This window comes from Corynebacterium sp. HMSC08C04 (assembly GCF_001807495.1).
Classification (GTDB): domain Bacteria; phylum Actinomycetota; class Actinomycetes; order Mycobacteriales; family Mycobacteriaceae; genus Corynebacterium; species Corynebacterium simulans.
Genome location: NZ_KV789202.1, coordinates 176,844 through 198,966 on the forward strand (window position 1 = coordinate 176,844; position 22,123 = coordinate 198,966).

Here is a 22,123-nt window from a genome sequence, read left to right on the forward strand (position 1 = left end):
ATCGGGTACTTTAGGCTATTTACCTGCTGGAATACAAAAAGTCTAAAGCTGAGATTTAGAGTTATTCACACCTTGTGGACGGCTGTGGAATTCGATTCTTTAGTTTTACCGCCGAGTTAGCGGGGCTGTCTAACGCTTTTCGGCGCTTGCATGGCGTGAACCTAAAATGCAAGCCGCCGTATGTGCTCTGACCCCGCAAAGTAGCCTTTTAGCTGCAGATAAAAACATCTTTGTAATTTTGGGTACACCCGGGTGTCGATTTGTTCAAGGCTGCATTCGTCACGTAATCTGTCATGGTCTATCGCAACAGAAGACGTTGCGCGTGAGTGTGAACCCACTCCCAAGGGTTGCTAACTACTCACATATCCATTCATCAGTGGAGCTGGGGGAATGACTTTCCCTGGGCTCCGCGCACAACTTCAAGGAGATAATCGTGGCAAAGGGTAAGCGTACCTTCCAGCCCAACAACCGTCGTCGCGCTCGTAAGCACGGCTTCCGCACCCGCATGAGCACCCGTGCAGGTCGCGCTATCGTCGCAGCTCGTCGTAAGAAGGGCCGCGCAAAGCTGTCGGCATAATCGTGCTTCCAGCCCAGCATAAGCTCACTTCGCCAGCGGAATTCCGCAGGACGATCAAGGGCGGCAAGCGGGCCGGTACACGTACGGTTGTTGTGCACTTTCGTAACAACGCCAGCCAAGACACCAAATTCGATATTGCGGCCGCCGGCCCAAGGTTCGGATTGGTTGTTTCAAAAGCCGTCGGGAATGCAGTGGTTCGCCACCGCACCTCCCGGCGGCTTCGGCATGTGTGCAGGTCCCTCTTTCCGGATCTTCCACCGACCGCAGATCTGGTTATCCGCGCGCTTCCCGCAAGCGCCACAGCGAGCAGTGAGCAATTAGAAAAAGACATCCGCAAGGCTCTGCGTAAATGCGGTATGTAAATTCTTCCGGTGCCGAAATCCCGGAAGCTAAGGGTGCGGCAAAACCGATGGTAAAAGCGGTGCGCTTCTACCAAAAGTATTTCTCACCCCTTAAGATGGTTTCCACCTGTCGTTTTGAACCGACTTGCAGTGCCTACGCCCTCGAAGCACTCTCCGTTCACGGAGCTATCAAAGGCGCCGGCATGGCCATCGCTAGGGTTTGCAAATGCGGCCCTTGGCATCCGGGCGGGTTTGATCCCGTACCCGGCACGAACAACAACTGAGGACTATCCTTGCTTAATATCATCTATTGGCCGATCTCGGCCGTCTTGTGGTTCTGGCACTGGCTTTTGAGCTTCGTGATGGATCCTTCTTTGGGAATCACGTGGATTCTCTCGATTGTCCTGCTGACGTGGACGCTCAAGGCCATCATGGTCAAGCCGACCATCACTCAGCTGCGCTCATCCCGCAAGATGCAGGAGATCCAGCCGCAAATCCAAGAGCTGCGTACCAAGTACGCGAATGACCAAACCAAGGCTGCGCAAGAGATGCAGCGCATCTACAAGGAATCTGGCGTTCGCCCGATGGCAGGCTGCCTGCCGATCTTCGCTCAGATCCCAATGTTTATTGGTCTGTTCCATGTTCTGCGCGCCTTCGACCGCACCATTCACACTGCGGGTGGCTTCGGTCACCCAGCTGATGAGCCAATGTCGGTGGAGGCTAACGCGAACACTGCGAACTACATCTTCAAGCCGGAATTGGTGCAGCAGTTCCTAGACGCCAAGATCTTTGGCGTTCCGCTGATTACCAACTTGCGCGTGAACTCGCCGATTCTGGATCAGCAGGGCATCACGACGTCGCAGGCAGCGGTCATCATCGTTCCGTTGATTGCCATCATTGCGGTTTTGACCCACTTCAATGCCCGTATGTCGCTCAACCGCCAGGAGGCACGCCGTGCTTCCGGGAAGACTCCGACCCCGCAAGGCCAGAACGCTGAGATGATGCAGCAGCAGATGGCAATCATGAACAAGATGATGCTGTGGGTCATGCCAGGCATGCTGGTCTTCTCCGGTGCTATTTGGCCTATTGGCTTGCTGTTCTACATGTTGGCCAACACCGTCTGGACCTTCTTCCAGACTCGCATCGTGTACAAGAAGATGGATGAGGAAGAGGAGCGAGAGGCAGCCGCCAAGGCAGAACTCAAGCGCACTTCCGCACCGAAGCCAGGCGTGCGCAAGAAGGACAACCGCACCAAGAAACAGCGTAAAAACAACAACTAAAAACAGGAGTTTCTAGTGTCCGATTTGGACCCGTCTGAAGTATTTGGCTCCCGTCTGCCACTCGCGCAGGCTTACCACGATTCGCTCGCTACAGACGGGTCCATTCGTGGTTTTATAGGCCCGCGCGAAGTCCCGCGCCTGTGGGAGCGCCATCTTCTCAACTGTGCCGTGATCGGCGATGTCATGCCGGAAGGCGCCCGCGTAATCGACGTCGGCAGTGGCGCAGGCCTCCCAGGCATCCCGCTGGCCATTGCGCGTCCAGATCTTGATATCACCCTGATCGAACCGCTTCTAAAGCGCTCTAATTACCTGTCTGAGGTCAAGGAGCTGCTGGGCCTAGATAACGTCACCGTCATCCGCGGCCGCGCCGAAGAAGGCCCAGTGAAAAAGGCCGTGAAGGGTGCAGACATCGTGACTTCTCGCGCCGTCGCGCCCTTGGGCAAGCTTGCCAAGTGGTCGCTGCCATTGGTCAAGGTGGGCGGCGAGATGATCGCTTTGAAGGGCGAGTCCGTGTATGAAGAGCTGGAGCGCGACGCAGCTGAGCTAAAGCGTGCTGGCGCAGGTAAAGCCGAGGTCACCACCATCAAGGGCACGACTATCATCCGTGTCCCGCGCGTGAACTAGAGTAGACGGCATGACTAATCCACGTCTTATCACCATCGCGAACCAGAAAGGCGGCGTCGGCAAGACCACGTCGGCTGTCAATCTAGCCGCGGCGCTCGCTGAGGCCGGCAAAAAGGTGTTGGTGATCGACCTGGACCCGCAGGGCAATGCCTCAACTGCGGTGGGCGCTGCCCATACCTCGGGCACTGATTCGAGCTACGAGGTCTTGCTGGGAGACCGCACTGCGGAGCAAGCAATGCAGCCGTCTCCTTCTAGCGCCAATCTCTTCTGTATTCCCGCCACCATTGATCTGGCTGGCGCGGAGATCGAAATGGTCTCGCTGGTACGCCGTGAGTTCCGCCTTTATGACGCACTCCATAACGGCTTCCTTGAAGAGCACGGCTTCGAGTACGTCTTCATTGATTGCCCGCCTTCGCTGGGCCTTTTGACCATCAATGCCATGACCTGTGCCGAAGAGGTCATCATTCCTATCCAGTGCGAGTACTACGCACTGGAGGGCGTGGGTCAGCTGCTGGGCAACATCTCTATGATTCGTGAGCACCTCAACGAGGAACTACATATTTCCGCCGTTTTGCTCACCATGTATGACGCCCGCACCAAATTGGCAGAGCAAGTTGCCCATGAAGTGCGCGAACAATTCGGCGCCGTAGTTCTTGGTAATGTAATTCCGCGTTCGGTGCGCGTGTCTGAGGCGCCGGGTTACGGCAAGACTGTTATCTCCTATGATCCTTCTTCCACCGGTGCTAGGGCTTATTCGGCGGCGGCCCGCGAGCTCGATTCGCGCGGTGACTACCGTCCGCACCCCACCACTGGCGCCATCGGTGTTAGCCCAGAGATTTTCGCTGAATTGGAAGGATAAGTTTTAGCATGACGGAACAAAAGCAAGGTGGCCTCGGCAAGGGTCTTGCAGCACTTATCCCTTCTGGCCCCGACGCCCCATCCCGCAAGCCGCGCCTTGGTAATGATGCAGCAGATATCATCCTTGGCGCTGCTACCGGCGGTCCAGCTGGTGATAAGCCCCGCGTGAAGGGCGCGCCAACTATTCCACAGGGCGCTAATAAGAAGCGTCAGGCAAAGCCTTCCGTGATCGGCGCTACCTACCGCGAGATCGCGGTCGGTGACATCATTCCTAACCCAAAGCAGCCGCGTACCGTCTTCGACGAAGAAGGCCTCGCAGAACTCGTTCATTCCATCAAGGAGTTCGGTCTGCTCCAGCCGGTCGTCGTGCGCCCGGCAGATGAGGGCGGCTTTGAGCTCATCATGGGTGAACGTCGTTGGCGTGCTTCCTCCAAGGCGGGACTTGCCACCATTCCGGCCATCGTCCGCGATACCAAGGATGACAACCTCCTGCGCGATGCCTTGCTGGAAAACATTCACCGCGTGCAGCTTAATCCATTGGAAGAGGCACACGCCTACCAGCAGTTGCTGGAGGAATTCGGCGTCACCCAGAACGAGCTGGCTGATCGCCTCGGCCGTTCCCGCCCGCAGGTGACCAACATGATTCGCCTGCTCAAGCTCCCGGTGAACGTGCAAAAGCGCGTCGCTGCTGGCACCTTATCCGGCGGCCATGCGCGTGCCCTGCTGGGCCTGCCCGATGCTGAGGCCATGGAGCTCATCGCCAACCGCATCATCGCAGAAGGCCTGTCCGTCCGTGCCACCGAGGAAGCGGTTACGCTGTACAAGAGGGGCGATAAGCCACAGGAGAAGAAGCCTGCTGCCCCGCAGCCACAGTACTTCACCGATTCCGCAGAGCGCCTGTCTGACCGCTTCGACACCAAGGTCACCGTCACCATGGGCAAGCGCAAGGGCAAGATGGTCGTCGAATTTGGCGATCAGGAAGATTTCGAGCGCATCCTTGGTCTCATCGAGGGCAAGTAATGCTCGTCGAGTCAGTCAAGGAAGGGGTGGAAATCAACCCCTTGGCGGCTCGTTCCATCTTTTGGGAGCTTGATACTGAGGTAACTGATCCCGCCTTCGAGAAAGAGGCGTGGATTTCCGCTGTGCTCCTAAGCGCCGGCGACTGTGGCCTAACGGTGGGCAACGAGGCTACGGTCTTCTTCTGCCCCGCTGATTATGCGCCTGGGGCGTCCAAGCTGCCTACCGCACCCGTAAGCCAGGACGCAGCTTTGCTGTCCTCATTGTTTGTGAAATCCCATCGCGCGGCACGTGGCTTGGAAGCGGTGCTTCTCGACGCCGCGATTATGAACCTTTCCTCGCGTGAGTTCAGCGCGGTAGAAGCTTTTGGCTACCGCGACGCAAAAGAGGCAGAGTTCCTATTACGCGAAAAACCCGCCTTCATCGGGCTTCTGTCAGTAGAAACCTTAGAATCGGCGGGTTTTATGGTGGTCCAAGACCACCCCGTTACTCCACGGCTGCGCCTGGATCTCCCACCAGCCTTCGACCTGCTCTCGGCCGCTGCGGTAGAAGATCTGCTAGCAAAAGCTTTGGCTTAAGCCTCCTCGGCGCGCAGCAACTCCGAGAACTTATAGGTGCCGGTGACAGCATCGTCATCATCGAGCAGGTAGAGGCGCTTTACAGAAACCACGATTGCTTCTGCAATATCATCGCGCTTGGCTGGCGTAGTAAGCACTTCTACGTCACCAGGGTTGGTGAGATAGCCCAAGACAACCTGGACAACTGGCATCTGCGTCAGGCGCAAAAGATCCCAGGTGCGGCCGTGGTTCCAGCAGTTTTGCAGTGGCGTGCGAGCCACGATCTCGCGCTGGATGAAACCAGAAAGAGTTTCACCAATGAGCGAGGAGCTGCCGATCTCTGAACCAAAGTAGAAGGTGGCAATGCCATTGGCCTTCTCGTTTGGATAGCGGTCACAAGCCAAAGAAATAACCAGATCGGCGTCGAAGGCGTTTGCCAGATCCGCACGGTCCTTGACAGAAGGATTATCGGTACGTGGACGCGAGATGATGGTTTCCATGCCCGCTGCAATCATGCGTCCGGCCACGCGCTCTGCCAAGTCCCACAGAAGCTCTTCTTCGGTGACGTCACCAAAGCGGCCCTTGACCTTGATGCCCTTGTCGGCACCGCCTAAGGCAGGGTCGATGACGACGCGCTTGCCTGCAAGCTGTGGGCCGGCGTTGCGGACACGCTCGCGCTCTTGGATGTTGTGTGCGGAACCGCCGGTGATCCGGCGGCCCAGCAGATTAAGAGCGTTGATCGTGGTCGGACCACACACGCCATCCTTCTGGAGACCGCTGTTGAGTTGGTATTCCATGAGTGCGGCGTGAGTATCGGGACCGAAGTGGCCATCCACTCGGTTCTGGTAGAAACCGAGTTCTTGAAGTTGCTGCTGAAGTTGTGCGACATCGTCGCCAACTAAAACGTTGCCCGGCTCGTACGTGAGTACGCGCGCGCCCAAGCTATAAGAAGCCTGGCGCAGCTCACGAAGGGTAAGGTCATCGATTACGCCGGTGGGAACAATTCCGCGAGACTGCTGAAAGGCCTTGATGACCTCAGAGAGTTCGGCGTCGAATACTTTTTCCGTCTCGGAATACTTTTGTTGCTTCCAATCGGACAGTGCGCCTCGGTAATCCTTCATGAGGCCGAGACGGGCGAGGGTTGCACGTGCTTCGGCGACGCGGACACTTTGGTCACCGACCTGCAGAACGCGATTCACACCTACCCCTTTTCTCGTGTTAAAACTGTGCGCCCTGTGACGCATGTGAATAAGGCTACCAGTTAAAGCTGCTTTTGAATTTGTGCCACGATGTCTGACTTGGAACGCAGGCCGACAAATTCGTCGACCTTCTCGCCGTTGCGGAAGATCAGCACAGAAGGAATCGACATGATCTGGAACATGCCGCCCAGAGTGCGCTCCTCGTCGACATTAACCTTTACGACGGAAACATCCTCGCCCAACTCGCTGGCAACTTCATCCAAAATCGGGGAAAGCTTCTTGCATGGACCACACCATTCAGCCCAGAAGTCCACGACGACAGGCTTGGAAGCCGAAGCCTCAACGACGTCAGTACGGAAAGTATCCGTGGTTACGCTTTTTACGTTGCTCATGATTATTTAACGCTTTCTGCGAGGAAGTGCTCCGCATCGATTGCTGCGCGGCAGCCGGAGCCTGCCGCAGTAATAGCCTGCTGGTAATGGTCATCAACCAAGTCGCCGCAGGCGAAGACGCCCGGCAGGTTGGTCTTGGTGGAAGGCTGCTCAACGACGACGTAGCCGCCCTCGTTGAGCTCAACCTGGCCTTCCAGGAAGGCGGAGCGCGGATCGTGGCCGATGGCAACGAACATCGCGGTGACGTCCAGTGTGGAGACCTCACCGGTGATGGCGTCCTTGATCTCCAGGCCGGCAACCTTGCCCTCGCCCTCGAGAACGCGCTCTACGGTCTTGTTGGTAGCCCACTTGATCTGTGGATTGGCCTTTGCGCGCTCCAGCATGATCTTGGAAGCTCGGAAGTTCTCGGAGCGGTGAATGATGGTGACGGTCTCTGCGAACTTGGTGAGGAAAGTTGCCTCTTCCATCGCAGAGTCACCACCGCCAACGACGGCGATGTTGTGGCCCTTGAAGAAGAAGCCGTCACAAGTAGCGCAAGCAGAAACGCCGCGGCCAGCCAGCTCGGCTTCACCCGGGATGCCCAGGTAACGCGGTGCTGCGCCGGTGGCAAGAATGACGGTTCGAGCTTCGAAGACCTCGTCTCCAACGTGCAGCTTCTTGATATCCCCTGCCAGCTCGACAGAGTCAACAACTTCCATGCGCAGGTCTGCGCCGAAGCGGATGGCCTGGGAACGCATTTCTTCCATGAGCTCTGGGCCCATGATGCCCTTCTGGAAGCCTGGGTAGTTCTCCACCTCGGTGGTGTTCATGAGTTCGCCGCCGTACTCGAAGCCCTCGAAGACGATCGGCTTCAGTTCAGCGCGTGCGGCGTAAAGCGCCGCGGTGTAACCGGCAGGGCCGGAGCCTACGATGGCGACATCGTGGACGGTCATTAAAAACTCCCTTGCAATGTTTTGCTGGATTAACCCCACAAATCCTACCCGCGCCATGGTTAAATTCGGGTATCAGAAACGGGGTTGATGCTTAAACGTGACCTGTCCTGCAACGCTAAATACCGCAAGCTTATTTCCTTAATTAGGCCATGGCCTTGCGTAATACGCTGCGTGCGCGGGCTCTACGGGATTTGATAGTACCTGGCGCTACTCCCTGCGCTGCGGCGACTTCGGCGATGCCATAGCCTTCAATGTCGGTCCAATACAGGGCGTCGCGTTGGTCTTGGCGCAGCAGCTCTAGGGCTTCGCGGACTGCCAGTTTGTCATCCAAGAACTCGTTCGGGTTATGCGCAAGCAGGTGGTTGCGGTCATCATCGATGAAGTCCACATCGAGAGAAGAATTTTGCTGGTTGGAGCGATGCTTAACGTAGTCATAACCACAATTCATGACCAGCCGATGCAGCCACGTAGAAAGCGCTGACTTGCGCCGGTACTTGTGCAGATTGCAGCTGGCGCGAAGCAGGGCTTCCTGGACGACGTCCTGCGCATCGGTGTCGTTGCGCGTATAACGGCGCGCCACAGTTGTAAGGCGGGCGCGGTGCCTTTCTACTATGACGGAAAAGGCTTTGTTATCCCCCTCGATGAAAGCCTCAACCAATTCATGATCACTGCGTTCAGACATGTAGATTCCCCCCGGATCAACAAGTATGTGAACCTGTTTTAACCGAGGGGAATCTAGTCGCGCTAGCGAACTGTGTCTTTCCTATTGACCACTTTTGACCCGCAGCGTGCGGCGCAGGTGATCCTGGCATTCGAGCAGCACGCGGCGCAGGGCACGTGGGCGCTCAATGCGCAGGAACTCGTCCGTCGCGCCGTCTGCCATAGGCAGCTCTGGGTAGAGCCCGCGGACGAGACGGTTGGCGATTTCGATCGGATGCTCCTGCCAGATCTTGTCCAAGACCGTGAAGAACTCTTCGGCGAAAGGCTCGGTGAGCTGCTTCGAACGTGGCGCGTTGAAAGCGGCCAGCAGCGAATCGACCTCGGCATTCGAGTAAGCGCCAGGTCGCAGGACCATATCAAAGACCTCGCGCTTGTCCCCTGGGAAGGAACGGGATACGCCGAGGTACGCCGCTGCACCGGTCAGCGTGTTATCGCGCTGCTTTTCTGCTTCCAGCTCCTCCTTCGTCACTGCCTCACGGGCTGCGAGCGCACGCAGCGCGGCCCAGCGAATATCGGGATCCGTGGCGTCGTCAAGCACTGCACGCAGGCGCCCGTTGGTGTCCTCCGGGCTGTCACCGAGCGCCGCGATGGCCGCACGCGTGAGCAGCAGGTGGGTATCGGTACCTTTTTCTGCGTCTTGCAGCAGCTGCCAAATCTGGTTGGCAAAGTCGGGTGATTCCGGCAGATAATGGCTAACGGCGTATTGCGCATTGTTCAGGGCCGTGGCTAGCAGTGACGGCGACTCCCCTACTGCGTGCCGCAGTACGGTATCGACGTAGTTTTGAGCCGGCCATTCGCCATCGCGCGTGAGGTTCCACAGGGAGGTCCAGATGACGGCGCGGGAAAGCTCATCCTCAATCGCAGAGAGCTTGTCTTGGATGGTGGCAAGTGAGGTTTCGTCGAAGCGCACCTTGGCATAGGTGTGGTCGCCATCGTTAAGCAGTAGCAATGCGGGCGCTGCCAGGCCAGAGGCGGCATCGACAATCGTGCGCGGGCCGGCGACATCGACGTCGAGGACCCCGTACTTGTTGAGATCGGCGTCGAAAAGCGCGGCGTTGAGGCGGTGCGGGCGTGTCTCATCCTCGGCCTCGGCGAGCACGGCCAACTTCGTGATCTTTTCTCCTTCTACGTGCAGCTGCGGGGTCAGGGTATCTGGACCCCAGGTCTTGAGCCATGCTGCAGACCACGCGTCGAGATCGCGCTCGGTGTGGTTTTTCAGCCCGTCCAGGAGATCATCGAAGGTCGCAGCGCCGAAAGCATGGGCCTGGAAGTAGTCCTGCGCGCCCGCATAGAAGTTCTCACGGCCGACGTAGTGCACCAATTGCTTGAGTACGGAAGCGCCCTTGGCATAGGTGATGCCGTCGAAGTTCTGGCGCGCGGCATCCACGTCTGGGATATCGGCCTTGATGGGGTGCGTGGTGGGCAGCTGATCCTGCAGGTAAGCCCAGTTCTTGCGCTGGCCTGCGAAGTTCGCCCACGCCTCGGTGTACTCGGTGGCCTCGACGGAGGAATCCGCGCCCATGAATTCCGCGAATGACTCTTTGAGCCAGAGATCATCCCACCACTTCGGTGTCACGAGATCGCCGAACCACATGTGCGACATCTCGTGCAGGATCGTGTTGGTGCGACCCGCTTGCTGGGCACGGGTGGCCTGGGAGCGGAAGAGGTAGGTCTCGGTGAAGGTCACCAGGCCCGGGTTCTCCATCGCACCCAGGTTGTACTCCGGCACAAAGATGGAATCGTACTTGCCCCACGGATACGGGAACTTGTACGCCTGGTGGAAGAAATCCATGCCTTGTGCAGTGATTTCTAGGATCTCATCGTCGAGGTACTGTTCCATCGACGCACGTGCGAAGGCGCGCAGCTGCGCGCTTAGGGTGCCATCCGGCGCGTTCCAGGTGCGCTGCTTGGACACGTAGGGCCCAGCGGCAAAGGAGGTCAGGTAGGTAGAAAGCAGCGGAGTGGATGCGAAGGTGACGCTCACGGAATCGCCGGACTCGCTGCGGTTTTCCTCCGGCTGGTTCGAAAGCAGCTGCCAGCCTGTTGGGCCGCTCAACGTTACCGTGAAATTCGCCTTGAGATCCGGCTGATCGAAGCATGGGAAGATGCGGCGGGCGTCGGAAGGCTCAAGGTGCGAGTAAAGGTAGGTATTCCCATCGGCCTGATCCTGCATGCGGTGCAGGCCCTGTCCGGTGCGCGAATAGCGTGAGGAGCCCGCGATCTCCACGCTGATCTCCTCGCCTACCGGAAGATCGCGCAGGTAGATGCGCCCACCATCAAAGGTATTTTCCACCTCCGTGCCGTTTAGCCGCACGGAATGGACCTTTTCGCCTAAGTAGTCCACGAAGGTCTCAGGTGCGTTAGTAGTAAAGGTGATGCGGGAAGTTACCTCAAATGTCTCCGCCGAGGTAGGCGCGCTGTTGACATCAAGGTGCAAGTGATAAGCGGAAATCTGCAGCGCCGCACTGCGGGCCTGTGCTTCAGCCTGTGTGAGGTTCGCGGTTTTGCGGGAAGTCGTGTTAGCCATGTCGCTTATTTTAGGGATTGCTGTGCCCCGCGACGCCGTTTTTATCTGCTTGGTCTGATTGTTTCGGCTTGGCGGGTGCAAGGACCTTGTGGGAGAACTTTGTGGGAGAACCTTGCGGGAGAGCATTGTGGGCGCATGACTAAACCCCAACATCGACCGCACTTTGGGCGCGTTATCGGTGATGGGGTTTATGGCTGCTAGCCGGGCCAAATTTGGCCGCAAATTTCTTACTGCTTGATGGCGGAGATCTCGAGCTCGATCTTGATCTCCTCGGAGACCAGCACGCCGCCGGTCTTCAGCGGTGCGTTGAAGTCGATGCCGAAGTCGGTGCGGTTGATCTTGGTGGTTGCCTCGAAGCCGAAGCGGGTGTTGCCGAATGGATCCTCTGCCAGGCCCTCTGCCTCGACGTTCAGGGTGACCGGCTTGGTGGTGCCCTTGATGGTGAGGTCACCTGTAACGGTGCCGTTGCCAGTTTCGTCAACGTCAAAGGAGGTAGCGCTAAAGGTCAGCTCTGGGTACTGCTCGGCGCTGAAGAAGTCATCGCCCTTAACGTGTGCGTCGCGGTCCTCGTTGCCGGTGTTGATGGAAGCGGCCTTGATGGTGGCCTCCGCCTTGGAATCAGCGATGTTCTCAGCGACGGTGATGGTGCCCTCGAACTCGTCGAACTTGCCGCAGGTCTTGGTGACCATTGCGTGGCGAGCTACGAAGCCGATGGTGGAGTGTGCTGGGTCGATTGCGTAAGTGCCTGCGAACATGGTGTTCTCCTAAAAAGTTTCGCTTTTGTTGATGTGACAACATTGATTCTAGTTGTCGTCTTGAAATAGTCAACGGTTTAAGTAAAACTACTATTTTCAAAGACAAACGCCACCATGCCTAAGCAGGCATGATGGCGCTATTGAATCGTGAATAGAATTATGGCAATCCAACGACTTGCATCTCTGAGACGGCCGTCTTGCCGTCAAACATGATGAGCACGCCGTCGAAGCCCTCCTGGACCTTCTCTAATTCGATGTCCTGCTTGGAAGAGCTCAGCTTACCTTCGGCCAGCTCGGTGCCCTCCGGGTCCTGCGGATCGAAGTCGGCCATGTCGACGCCATAAATCGTGAACTTGTTTCCCGTGGCGCCGTACTGGCTCAGCTGCAGCACGTGCAACTGCGTTTTCTTCTCAAGGGTGACCAGCGCGCCTTCCTCCACGTTGACGCGGTCAGCTGTCTTGCCATCAATGAGCGCCTTCTGCGGCTTATTATCCGGAACCGTGAAGGCTTCCTTTTCCTTCAGCAACACGGGCGGCGTATTCGGGAAGCTCGTTACCGAAGTCGAAGGCTTCGACACTGGCGAGTCATCGCCCACCAGGGACATGATCCACGCCGTCAGCGCCGCCATCAACACCACGAAGACCGTGGCAAAGACGCCCAGCACAATCGCGCCCGATCCCGAGTAGCCGCGGCCGCCGAAGCCTGGGATGGCCTCTGGTTGTTCAACCTTTTCTTCCGGAACGTCGAGCTTGTGGACCTCAGGTGCTTCGCCCTCGCCTTCGAGCTCCGCGTCCTCCTTGGCGAACTCCTCAAGCTTCTGCGCGCGCTCGGCCAGTCCGTCTTCGGAATCGGCAATTTCTTGCAGCTCGCTGGAACCCGCGGCCTCGGTCAACAACGTGATCGTGGAGTTGATTCCATCGAGGTCGGTTTCTTCCGTGTTGCGCTCCAGCACAGCGGGGAAAGCCAGCTTTGCGACGCCGTCGGTACCGATCTGCACGCGGCTGCGGTTATCCAGACCCAACACCAAGCCGTTTTCGTGGGCCGTAGCGATATCAGCAACCAGCGGAGCCAGAGCACGTGCGACGGCCTTTGGATCCAGGTTGTGGTCTTCTGCAACCGTCTTCAACGGCGTGCCCTCAATCCAGTCAGCCACTACGAGGCAGCCCTGACGATAGGACAGGATCTTGATGTTTGATGCAATCGCCGAAAGATGAAGCTCGCTGAGCTTGCGGGTATTGCGGGAGATCTCAGCCGAGCGGCGGGCAGCTACCGCCGGGGTGGCCGGTGCCAGCGGAGCCTCACCAGTGGTGTCCACGAAAGTCAGAGAGACGAGCCTGCCAGAGGACTGTTCGCGGGCCTTCCAGAAGCGGGCACCGGGGACGGAGCCGTAGTCTTTCAACAAGCGGAAGCGGCCATCAGAGACCGGAGCGCCCGGCACCAAGCTCGGGCCGCGGACAATGCCAGCAGACATCGGTGGCGGAACCGGCGAGGAGTTGAATGCGTCTGCCGTGTAGACCGGCTGAATCTCTCGCACCTCCGGTTCTTCGATCTCGATGGCTTCGGCGTGCTCGATCTTGATGATCTTCGACATGCCCGGAATGCGCTGCAGCTGGCGGCCCAAGTTGATGACTTCTGGCAAGCCGGAACGCGAAAGCACGATGCCGGCCACGACCACGAATACAACGCCCAGAAACGCTACTTCGAGCAAGTAGACGATGGAAGGAATGCTGTCCGGCAAGACGCGGTTGAAGCACCAGTGGAGGGCGGTTGCTGCGAGCAAGCCAATGCCACCGGCCAGGGTGGACCAGATGACGGTGGTGCGCAGTTCGCGGCCGCCCAGGCTGCCCAGCTTGCGCTTAAGCAGGAAGCCGCCGATGACCGCACCGGAGAGGAAGCCGAAGCCGTTCGCAGTACCCAGCAGGATTACTACGCGGTCGGTGGAATCAGCGACCATCGGAGCAAGCAGGGTCAGCGCGATCTTGGTGGCCGTAATGCCGGCGATGATGAAGGTCGGCGTCCAGGTTTCCTCACGGGCGTAGAAGACGCGCAGGTGCAACAGTACGAGCGCATAAGGAATGAGCGTGAACGCGGAGAAGCTAATAGTCAGGCCGAGCTGCTCTGCGCTCGATGCGCCATAAGCGCCGTATTGGAACAGCGCGCGGGCGATTGGAATACCGAAGCCGGTCATGAAGATGACGATCGGAATAAGAGCGATAAGCGTCAGCTTCGAACCCAGCGTGAGATCGCGAACCACGGCTTCGACATCGCCGTCTGCTGCGTTGCGCGAAAGTCGCGGCATGATGGCGGTCAGCAGCGTGACGCCGATGACGCCATAAGGCACCTGCAGCATTAGCCATGCGTTCTGATAGACCAACATCGCGCCGCGGTCGGCGTAGGAAGCTACCTGGGAAGTGACAATGTAGCCGGCCTGGGAAATGGCAACGTAGACAATAATCGCCAACGCCATTCCGCCGAACTGCTTGATGCGGTGATCGATTCCCCACTTCGGGCGCAGATCGATCTTGGCCTTAACCAGATAGGGAACCAAGATGAGGCACTGGACTACCACGCCCAACGTGGTGCCCAAGCCAAGCAAGATGACGTGCTTATCTGTCACGGGGGAAGCTGCCGTCGGATCCAGCTCACCCGGCAGCAAGCGGTACATCAACAGCACTGTAATGGAAATGACGTTGTTGATAACCGGTGCCCAAGCGCCCGGCCCGAATACATTCTTCGTATTCAGGATCGCCTGGAAGAGCGCGAATAGACCATAGAAGAGGATCTGTGGAAGCAACAGATACGCCATCGATGTGGCCTGGAAGGCATTAACTTTACTGTCTTCCGGGACCATCAATCTGGTAATCAGTGGCGCGAAAACGATCGACAAAATCGTCACCACCGCAAGTATCGACATCGCCAGGGTAAACAGCCTTCTCACGAAGGTTCTGCCGTTATCCGAATCTTCCTTTTCGGCACGAACCAAAACTGGAACCACCAAAGAAGTCAGCACGGCGCCCAGGACAATCTCAGTAATGAGGTTAGGGATCTGGTTTGCCGTACCGAAGGCAGTTCCGACTACTTCGCCGAGGGTTGCGCCAATGAGCATCTGACGTAGGAAGCCAGTGATGCGCGAAAATAGCGTGGCAATCGCCATGGTGCCTGTCGCGCGGACAATCGAGCTATTGGAGTCTGTCTCCTGCTCGTGGTGAGAGCCACGCAGTGTCGACTTGTCTTCTTCTGGAACGACCTGGACGGGTTCGATCCGTTTCTCCGGGACAGGTGCCGGTGGCGTCGGCGTCACGATGCGACGGCGGGAGCCATATTCATTAGTCATAAAAGGAACTAACTATCTCTTTTTCGAACTTTTCTTTTCTCTACGGCCCAGCCGGAAGAGCAGGGTTAAAATGAGAGCAAGAGCGGCAATGGTGCCGACTCCGTACACGCTTACGATACCGGCACGAGTCTGAACAGCGATATTTATCGGCTCGGAGATGGTCTGCTGGTTAGGCGTGGCCAACCACAAGCTGATGTCTGTTCGGTCGACGTCCGGCATATCTGCGGTCATGGTTACCGTAATGGAACCCTTTGCTGGGATGCGCACGCGCGACGGAGTGTTGAGCGATGCGTCGTCGGACTCATAGATAAGCGAGGCGTCGACAGGCAGCGGCAGTCCATTTTCCGCCACGATGAGCAGCGGCGATGAATCCGAGACGCGGGTATAGACGTTGCCCGGTGGGATCAGCGACACCGAAGAACGCAGAGTGCGCAGCATCTCAGATTGCTTGGACAGGCGGTAATCAAAGTCCCGGGTCAGCGCCAACAGCAGGTCGCGGCGCAGCGGCAGCGTAAACCCATAGCGCGTCATTGCAATCGCCGGGTCGTTGACCATGATGTTGGTCAGCTCATCCGTATAACGCGCCTGCTGCTCCACGCGCACGATATCCGTGTCGCTGTAGGCATTTTCATCTTCATAAGGCGAGCCCAACGGGCGTTCAGTCTCCTCCAACGGCAGCTGCGTCACTGGGCGCGGCTGCACCTTGTCATGCTCGATGAGCCGCGCCGCGGTCTCGAGCACCTTCTGGCCTTTTTCCGGGCTCAGGTTATTGGGCAGCTTGGCCACCACATCTTCTTCAGTTGCCGCAATGCTTAGCGATGCCGCGCTGCTCAGCGCCTCAGCCAGCGCAGAGTTCTCTGCCTCATCGTGGCGCAGATACGGGTTACCGTAGCCCGCCTTCGGATCCAGAAGCGCTCCCAGCGAGGCGTCGAAAGTTGCAGCTTTACCAGACCAGCCGGTGTTATCGGCCACCAGAGCCGGGCGTGAAAACTCCTGGGTGACATACCCGGCGTCGGGAAGCAGCAGCGTCGACGTCGGCTTGCCCAGCAGATCATCGAAGTGGCGGTCGATCGCCTCATGAGTCAAGAACTGATTATTAATGTGGGCCACCGCATTGATATCGGTGTTGCCCCACGGCAGCGCCATTGTGCAATCGATCTGCTTGAGGCGCTCAATCCACGCCCTCGCATCCGCGGAACCGCTGCCCTTCTCGCCGCGCTCCTCGGATTCATCCCTAAACCAAGAGTCGCGCAGGCGTTTTGGACGCTCCGCAATTGAAGGACGCGTGGAATTGACCGTATAACCATCGGCCATGCGGTCCACCGTATCCACCAGCGCAGGATCCAAAGCCACGCAGCCCGCGCCCTTTAAATCATGATCCAGGTAGGAGTCCAGCAACTTATCCAGCCGGCCGCCCTCACGCAGCTCCCCGGCCAGACGATCATCGCTCAAGATGAGGGACTCTCCCCCGGTCTCACCAGGCACGATGTTTATGTCCGCGGTGATCGGGTAGATCAGCGTCAGGGCGTGACGATTTTCCACCTGCGCATTGAAATCAAAGATCATGCGCTCCTCGGCAAAGCTATTGGCCTGCCCATTCTGGGTACCCGTCAGCGTGAAAAGCAGCGGGTAATTGCCCGGCTCCGTCATTGCGAGCGTGGGCTCCTGCCCCAAAGAAAGCGGCGCTTTGATCGTCACTTCCTTGGTATCCCCTGGGGCAAGGCTGCCTGCGCTTGTCGACGCCCCGTAGTACGGGTAGGTGCCCGCCGCCAGCTCTTCCTGGGCCTGCGCAGTGGTCGAAATGGCATCGCTGCGCCGACTCGTAATCTGCAGATCCTCGATCTCTTCTTCCGTCGGATTATGGATCCGGAAGGTCGCGGACATGACGCCGTCTTCGGTTGACTCGGTGAGCATGTCGAAGTCGAGCGTGCCCGACGACGTGGTCTGCGTGGTCTGCGCCTGCGCAGGAATCGGGGCAGCCAATGCTCCCGCGAGGATCAGTGCTGCCAGCCGCTTCACCGTGGGGTCGCCTTTCCTGCGGCGGCTTCCTTTCGGGCCAGATCCGGCAGCAGATCGTGCGCGATGCGCGCCAGCTTGCGTTCATCGGCATAAGCCAGGTGCTCGATGAGCTCCGAGACCGGGATCCAGGAGACCTCGGTGACTTCTGGGTCCTCGTCGTTCAAGACGCCGTCGACGAAGCGCAGCAGGTGGTGATGCACCGTCTTGTGGATGCGCACGCCCTCAGAGACGAACCAGTAATCAATCATTCCAAGATCCGCGAAGACCTTGCCGTGAATACCCGTTTCTTCCCAGACCTCACGCTCAGCGGTGACGTTTTTGTCCTCACCGTTTTCCACGTGCCCTTTCGGCATGGACCACAGCAGGCGGCCGCGGCGGTCGAGGCGCCCGATGAGCGCTACATAGATACGGGACAGATCTACCTGGTCCCCATCGACGGCTTCGGCGAGTCCGGACACGACAAGTCCGCCTGCGGAAGTCTCGTCACGCGTGGTCATGTGCGTGGCGGAGCTGCGCTGGGGGCGTCTTTCCGGACGGCGGCGGCGACGCCGTCTGCCGGAACCTTGTTCGTGCTTAGTCATCCTGGTTAATCGTAGTAGACTCACATCCGTGAATTTTCAGGACACTCAGCTAAACGGCGTTGAAAAGACTCTAGCCTCGCTCAGTGGCCTCGCAGAGCAATTTCGTGCTCGCGGAAACCGGCTCTATCTAGTCGGCGGCTCTGTGCGTGACGCGTTGTTGTCGCGCCTCGGCCACGATCTTGACTTCACCACGGATGCGCGTCCCGAGGTGGTCCAGGAGATTTTGGAAGGCTGGGCCGAAAAGGTCTGGGATACCGGCATCGACTTCGGCACTGTATCGGCCGTCTATAAAGGCCAGCAGATCGAGATCACCACTTTCCGCTCCGATTCCTATGATGGGGATTCCCGTAACCCCGAGGTAGTCTTCGGCGACACCCTCGAAGGTGATCTGGTCCGCCGCGACTTCAAGGTCAACGCCATGGCCATCGAGCTTAAGGAAGATGGGTTTGAGTTCCACGACCCGATGGGTGGCCTAAGCGATCTGCAAAACAAGATCCTCGATACTCCTGATAAACCGGAGATCTCTTTCCACGATGACCCGCTGCGGATGCTGCGTGCTGCGCGCTTTGCCTCGCAGCTGGAATTCCAGGTGGCAGATCGCGTCAAGGCCGCGATGGAAGAAATGGCTGGCGAGATCCGCCGTATCACCGTCGAGCGCGTGCAGGTCGAGCTGGATAAGCTGATCCTGGGCAAGCGCCCGGAAACGGGCATTGACCTGCTCGTTGATACCGGAATCCTAGATCATGTTTTCCCCGAGATCCCGGCGTTGCGTATGGCGCCCGATGAGCATGCACAGCACAAGGACGTCTATGTCCACTCGCTGACCGTGCTGCGGCAGGCCATCGATCAGGAGGAAGAGCCGGACCTTATCCTGCGCTGGGCAGCCTTGCTTCACGACGTCGGCAAGCCCGATACCCGAGATACCACCAACGGCAAGGTGACCTTCCATCACCACGAGGTCGTCGGCGCGAAGCTGGTGCGCAAGCGCCTGCGCAAGTTGAAGTACCCCAAGGCCACCACCGAGGCCATCGGCCAGCTGGTCTACCTGCACATGCGCTTCCATGGCTTTGGTGAAGGCCAATGGACCGACTCCGCCGTGCGCCGCTACGTCACCGACGCGGGCGATCTCCTTCCTCGCCTGCACAAGATCGTGCGCGCCGATTGCACTACCCGCAACGAAAAGAAGGCTCGCCGCCTGCAGCGCACTTACGATCACTTGGAAGAACGCATCGCGGAGATCGCTAAGAAGGAAGATCTGGCCAAGGTGCGTCCGGATCTCGACGGCAACGAGATCATGGAGATCCTCGGCCTGCAGCCCGGGCCGGAGGTTGGCCAAGCTTGGTCTTATCTTAAGGAATTGCGCTTGGAGGAAGGCCCGCTGGGGCGCGAGGTTGCTATTGCGAAGCTGCGTCAGTGGTGGGAGTCTAGGTAAGTAATGTATGCCGATAGACTTTTCAACGCCCTAGAGCGCAACGAGCCCGCCCCCGGCCAGCTTTTGATCGCTGCACCGGGCATGCTTTCTCCTGAATTCGCTCGCTCGGTGATCTTGGTGATCGAGCACAACGACGTGATGACCTTCGGCGTCGATCTGACCAAGCGCTCCGAAGTGGCCGTGTTCAACGTGCTTCCTGAGTGGCTGCCCCTCGTGGCTAAGCCGCAGGCGCTCTACATCGGTGGCCCGATGAATCAGCAATCCGTCATAGCGCTTGGCATGACTAAGCAGGGCGTGCGCATCGAGCAGGAGCCACAGCTCAATAAGCTTGCCCCGCGCCTGGTGCACGTGGATCTGCGTGCTGAGCCCGAGGAGATCGCTGAGCTTGTCGCCGGCGCGCGTTTCTTCGCCGGCTATGCGGAGTGGGGCCCTGGCCAATTATCGGAAGAAATTGATCGCGGCGACTGGTACGTTGCTCCGGCGCTTGCGCAAGACGTGCTCACTCCCGGTGCCGCTGACCTGTGGGGCGATGTTATGAAGCGTCAGCCTATGCCGTTGCCTTTGTATTCCACATACCCAGCGAATATTAATGACAACTAATGATCTAGTATTTGCGCATGCGTGAGGAGATTCTTAAAGGTCTGAAAGATACTGCGCCGGTAGCCTTAGGACTCGTACCGCTTGGACTCGCGTTCGGAATCCTGATTGTGCAAACCGGCTACGACTGGTGGTGGGCGCCCATCTTTTCCACCGTTATTTATGCGGGTTCGATGGAGTTCCTCGCCATCAATATGGTTACGGCAGGCACCAGTGCAATTGCCTCGTTGGTCACTGGTTTCATGGTTAACTTCCGCCATATTTTCTACGGGCTTACATTCCCACGAGATAACATCCACGGCCGTCTGGGCCGCGCTTATGCCACTTATGCGCTAACCGACGAGGCCTATGCCATCGTTTCCTCCAAGCCTAAGGATGAGGAAGTTAGCGGCCCACGCATCCTTACTATTCAGGGTCTGATTCAGTCCTCCTGGGTGTGCAGCGGAATCGTCGGCGCTCTTGCTGGCCAGGTTATCCCCGCGGATATCAAGGGCCTCGAATTCGCCCTCGTGGCGCTCTTCGTTGTCCTGACCATGGATGCCTTCCAAAACAACAAGGATTACTCTCTGCCGCTTTCCGCAGCAGTGTGTGGCATTCTTTCCGCGGTGCTGTTTCCGGGGCAGGTTCTCATGGTCGCACTGGCAGCCTATTTCTTGCTGCTGTTGATGCGTCACTTCTCTCCACGTCTTGATACCGCAATGATTTTGCGAAGGGGTGAGCGTTAATGCCAGCTGGCGTAAGTCTGTCCATGGTAGCGGCGGTGTTGCTGCCAATCTGCGTTGTTACTCTGCTGTTGCGTGAGCTGCCCTTTTCCTTCATCAAGGCGCTGAAAGGCAGCCAGTTCATCGGCCTGCTCGGCATGACGATGCCGGTGGGCGTTATGACCGTCCTGGTGGTTTATACCGTCTATGGACAAAAAGAAGCGCCCGGCGGAATCCTCGCCGCCTTGATTGGTGTGGTGATTACTGCCGGGCTGCACTGGTGGCGAAAGAGCTCCGCTTTCTCGATCTTCGGCGGGACTGTCGCCTATGTGCTTTTAGTTAACTTCGTCTTCTAACGCTTCTACCTCGAAGCGTCTTATAGATCTCCGTAGAGCGCCAAAGCCTCGGTCCACAGTGCCGTGAAATCCTCTTCGGAGACATGCTCCGCGCTGATATTCGGGTAATTGTCGTAGGTGTTTGGATGCGGCACCGTGGATTGCGGGATGTCGGCGTTTCCCACCGATTTATTTGGGGTGGCGGCGCCTGCCACGGCGTCGTTTGGCGCGAGCGCAATCATGCGCAGCATGGTGCAGGTCTCGGCGTCTACTTCTTCCATTTCCGCTACGTGAATGGCGGAACCGACGCCCGGGACCTCCATGGTAGTGCGGATGTACATCAGGGTGCTCATGACTGCCCAGCATACCGGGCGGCCAGCCAGGAGCAGATCATTAGCTGAACCTGGTGGTAAATCATCAGCGGCAGGATTAAAAGCCCCAATGAGGTCCCACCCGCCGCGAAGATAACTGACGCCATGGGCAGCCCGGTGGCGAGAGACTTCTTGGAACCACAGAATTCGATGGCGATGACGTCCTCGCGCCCGAACCCGATGTGGGAGCTAATGATGCGCGTTAGCCACAGCATGAAGGCCACCATAGCGATGGAAAGCGCCACGAGGGACACCAGCTCCCAGATCTTGATTGAGCCCCAGATGCCGTCGACCACTCCCTTGGAGAAGGCGCCATAAACCACCATCGCGATCGAACCACGGTCGACGATCTTTGTGCCTTTGTTAGCGGCAAAGTCCTTTACCCAGCGACGCGTGAGTTGACCTAAAACGAAAGGTGCAAGCAGAAGCAGACTGATCTCCAGGAAGACTCCCCCGTCTACCGATATGCCATCTCCCGCGCCCATCAGCGCCATGACTAACAAAGGAGTTAGGACGACTCCGACTAGGTTTGAGGCCGAGGCAGACACGATGGCTCCCGCGACATTTCCTTTCGCCACCGAGGTAAAGGCCACCGAGGATTGCACTGTTGATGGCACCAGCGTTAGGAACAGGATTCCCAGATACATGTCCTGTGAAATGAATGCCGTAAGTGGGCGAAGTGCTAATCCCAGCAACGGATAGGCCACGAAAGTAAAAGCCAAGATCGTTAAATGTAAGCGCCAATTTTTCAGCCCTGCCAGTGCTTCCGCAGTAGAAAGACGAGCACCGTAGAGGAAGAACAGCAGCGCAATAGCGATGTTCGTTAACGAGTCGAAGACTGCGGCAAATTCTCCTCTGGCCGGGAAAATAATAGCGACTATTACCGCGGAGACGATGAGCAAGATGAGCGGATCTATCTTCTTGAGGCGCGAAGTCATGAGCAAATCTTATCGGTAGCATGTGAGCATGACTAA

At 58.0% G+C, this 22,123-nt stretch carries 23 protein-coding genes; 12 read left to right on the forward strand and 11 right to left on the reverse strand.

Annotation, left to right across the window (positions count from 1 at the left end; all coding sequences use genetic code 11):
• Positions 1 to 433: 433 nt before the first annotated feature.
• The 8 genes from rpmH to HMPREF3169_RS04075 are packed head-to-tail and all read left to right on the forward strand — an operon-like array spanning position 434 to position 5,275.
• Positions 434 to 577, forward strand: coding sequence for a 50S ribosomal protein L34 (gene rpmH, locus HMPREF3169_RS04045; protein WP_005530694.1), 144 nt, complete (start codon positions 434 to 436; stop codon positions 575 to 577).
• A 2-nt stretch (positions 578 to 579) separates the two neighbouring features.
• Positions 580 to 939 (forward strand): ribonuclease P protein component, encoded by a 360-nt coding sequence (gene rnpA / locus HMPREF3169_RS04050; RefSeq protein WP_062036513.1) that lies wholly within the window; start codon positions 580 to 582, stop codon positions 937 to 939.
• Positions 927 to 1,202, forward strand: coding sequence for a membrane protein insertion efficiency factor YidD (gene yidD, locus HMPREF3169_RS12630; RefSeq protein WP_201057347.1), 276 nt, complete (start codon positions 927 to 929; stop codon positions 1,200 to 1,202). The genes rnpA and yidD overlap by 13 nt, the downstream gene beginning before the upstream one ends.
• A gap of 9 nt (positions 1,203 to 1,211) precedes the next feature.
• Positions 1,212 to 2,198 (forward strand): membrane protein insertase YidC, encoded by a 987-nt coding sequence (yidC, locus tag HMPREF3169_RS04055; protein WP_082787647.1) that lies wholly within the window; start codon positions 1,212 to 1,214, stop codon positions 2,196 to 2,198.
• A 15-nt stretch (positions 2,199 to 2,213) separates the two neighbouring features.
• Positions 2,214 to 2,822: a 16S rRNA (guanine(527)-N(7))-methyltransferase RsmG gene (gene rsmG, locus HMPREF3169_RS04060; protein ID WP_070432481.1), complete on the forward strand. Its 609-nt coding sequence runs from the start codon at positions 2,214 to 2,216 to the stop codon at positions 2,820 to 2,822.
• Positions 2,823 to 2,832: 10 nt separating this feature from the next.
• Positions 2,833 to 3,681: a ParA family protein gene (locus HMPREF3169_RS04065; RefSeq protein WP_061925513.1), complete on the forward strand. Its 849-nt coding sequence runs from the start codon at positions 2,833 to 2,835 to the stop codon at positions 3,679 to 3,681.
• A gap of 8 nt (positions 3,682 to 3,689) precedes the next feature.
• Positions 3,690 to 4,700: a ParB/RepB/Spo0J family partition protein gene (locus HMPREF3169_RS04070; protein WP_070432480.1), complete on the forward strand. Its 1,011-nt coding sequence runs from the start codon at positions 3,690 to 3,692 to the stop codon at positions 4,698 to 4,700.
• On the forward strand, positions 4,700 to 5,275 hold the full coding sequence (locus HMPREF3169_RS04075) for a hypothetical protein (protein WP_061925507.1): 576 nt from the start codon (positions 4,700 to 4,702) through the stop codon (positions 5,273 to 5,275). Before HMPREF3169_RS04070 ends, HMPREF3169_RS04075 begins: the two co-directional genes overlap by 1 nt.
• Here the strand turns inward: HMPREF3169_RS04075 and HMPREF3169_RS04080 are convergent.
• The 9 genes from HMPREF3169_RS04080 to HMPREF3169_RS04120 form a co-directional block, all read right to left on the reverse strand.
• Positions 5,272 to 6,453 carry an N-acetylmuramoyl-L-alanine amidase gene (locus tag HMPREF3169_RS04080; RefSeq protein WP_070455765.1) on the reverse strand — a complete coding sequence of 394 codons (1,182 nt, stop codon included), beginning with the start codon at positions 6,451 to 6,453 and terminating at the stop codon, positions 5,272 to 5,274. The genes HMPREF3169_RS04075 and HMPREF3169_RS04080 overlap by 4 nt on opposite strands.
• A 62-nt stretch (positions 6,454 to 6,515) precedes the next feature.
• The gene (gene trxA, locus HMPREF3169_RS04085) at positions 6,516 to 6,845 is read right to left on the reverse strand and encodes a thioredoxin (RefSeq protein ID WP_061925502.1); all 330 of its coding nucleotides are present in this window, start codon (positions 6,843 to 6,845) and stop codon (positions 6,516 to 6,518) included.
• 2 nt (positions 6,846 to 6,847) lie between these two features.
• Positions 6,848 to 7,777, reverse strand: coding sequence for a thioredoxin-disulfide reductase (gene trxB / locus HMPREF3169_RS04090; RefSeq protein ID WP_070455766.1), 930 nt, complete (start codon positions 7,775 to 7,777; stop codon positions 6,848 to 6,850).
• A 142-nt stretch (positions 7,778 to 7,919) separates the two neighbouring features.
• Positions 7,920 to 8,459 carry a sigma-70 family RNA polymerase sigma factor gene (locus tag HMPREF3169_RS04095; protein ID WP_070455768.1) on the reverse strand — a complete coding sequence of 180 codons (540 nt, stop codon included), beginning with the start codon at positions 8,457 to 8,459 and terminating at the stop codon, positions 7,920 to 7,922.
• An 81-nt stretch (positions 8,460 to 8,540) separates the two neighbouring features.
• Positions 8,541 to 11,024 carry an aminopeptidase N gene (pepN, locus tag HMPREF3169_RS04100; protein WP_070455770.1) on the reverse strand — a complete coding sequence of 828 codons (2,484 nt, stop codon included), beginning with the start codon at positions 11,022 to 11,024 and terminating at the stop codon, positions 8,541 to 8,543.
• Positions 11,025 to 11,251: 227 nt separating this feature from the next.
• Positions 11,252 to 11,779 (reverse strand): YceI family protein, encoded by a 528-nt coding sequence (locus tag HMPREF3169_RS04105; RefSeq protein ID WP_070432476.1) that lies wholly within the window; start codon positions 11,777 to 11,779, stop codon positions 11,252 to 11,254.
• Between the two features lie 157 nt (positions 11,780 to 11,936).
• Positions 11,937 to 15,113: a murein biosynthesis integral membrane protein MurJ gene (gene murJ, locus HMPREF3169_RS04110; RefSeq protein ID WP_070455771.1), complete on the reverse strand. Its 3,177-nt coding sequence runs from the start codon at positions 15,111 to 15,113 to the stop codon at positions 11,937 to 11,939.
• A 12-nt stretch (positions 15,114 to 15,125) separates the two neighbouring features.
• Positions 15,126 to 17,132 carry a DUF6049 family protein gene (locus HMPREF3169_RS04115; protein WP_062036531.1) on the reverse strand — a complete coding sequence of 669 codons (2,007 nt, stop codon included), beginning with the start codon at positions 17,130 to 17,132 and terminating at the stop codon, positions 15,126 to 15,128.
• The gene (locus HMPREF3169_RS04120) at positions 17,129 to 17,713 is read right to left on the reverse strand and encodes an NUDIX hydrolase (protein WP_061925480.1); all 585 of its coding nucleotides are present in this window, start codon (positions 17,711 to 17,713) and stop codon (positions 17,129 to 17,131) included. The genes HMPREF3169_RS04115 and HMPREF3169_RS04120 overlap by 4 nt, the downstream gene beginning before the upstream one ends.
• A gap of 28 nt (positions 17,714 to 17,741) precedes the next feature.
• Between HMPREF3169_RS04120 and HMPREF3169_RS04125 the strand changes: the two genes are divergently transcribed.
• Genes HMPREF3169_RS04125 through HMPREF3169_RS04140 form a run of 4 tightly spaced genes read left to right on the forward strand, consistent with a single transcriptional unit; the run spans position 17,742 to position 20,799 of the window.
• Complete coding sequence (locus HMPREF3169_RS04125; protein WP_070455773.1) at positions 17,742 to 19,145, forward strand: CCA tRNA nucleotidyltransferase; 1,404 nt, start codon at positions 17,742 to 17,744, stop codon at positions 19,143 to 19,145.
• A gap of 3 nt (positions 19,146 to 19,148) precedes the next feature.
• Entirely contained in the window at positions 19,149 to 19,745 is a 597-nt protein-coding gene (locus HMPREF3169_RS04130) for a YqgE/AlgH family protein (protein ID WP_062036535.1), read from the forward strand.
• Between the two features lie 17 nt (positions 19,746 to 19,762).
• Positions 19,763 to 20,467 (forward strand): AzlC family ABC transporter permease, encoded by a 705-nt coding sequence (locus HMPREF3169_RS04135; protein WP_062036537.1) that lies wholly within the window; start codon positions 19,763 to 19,765, stop codon positions 20,465 to 20,467.
• Complete coding sequence (locus tag HMPREF3169_RS04140) at positions 20,467 to 20,799, forward strand: branched-chain amino acid transporter permease (RefSeq protein ID WP_062036539.1); 333 nt, start codon at positions 20,467 to 20,469, stop codon at positions 20,797 to 20,799. The genes HMPREF3169_RS04135 and HMPREF3169_RS04140 overlap by 1 nt, the downstream gene beginning before the upstream one ends.
• A gap of 20 nt (positions 20,800 to 20,819) precedes the next feature.
• Here the strand turns inward: HMPREF3169_RS04140 and HMPREF3169_RS04145 are convergent, their stop codons facing one another.
• Positions 20,820 to 21,131 carry a hypothetical protein gene (locus tag HMPREF3169_RS04145; RefSeq protein ID WP_061925465.1) on the reverse strand — a complete coding sequence of 104 codons (312 nt, stop codon included), beginning with the start codon at positions 21,129 to 21,131 and terminating at the stop codon, positions 20,820 to 20,822.
• Entirely contained in the window at positions 21,128 to 22,087 is a 960-nt protein-coding gene (locus tag HMPREF3169_RS04150) for a bile acid:sodium symporter family protein (RefSeq protein WP_062036541.1), read from the reverse strand. Before HMPREF3169_RS04150 ends, HMPREF3169_RS04145 begins: the two co-directional genes overlap by 4 nt.
• Positions 22,088 to 22,123: the final 36 nt, after the last annotated feature.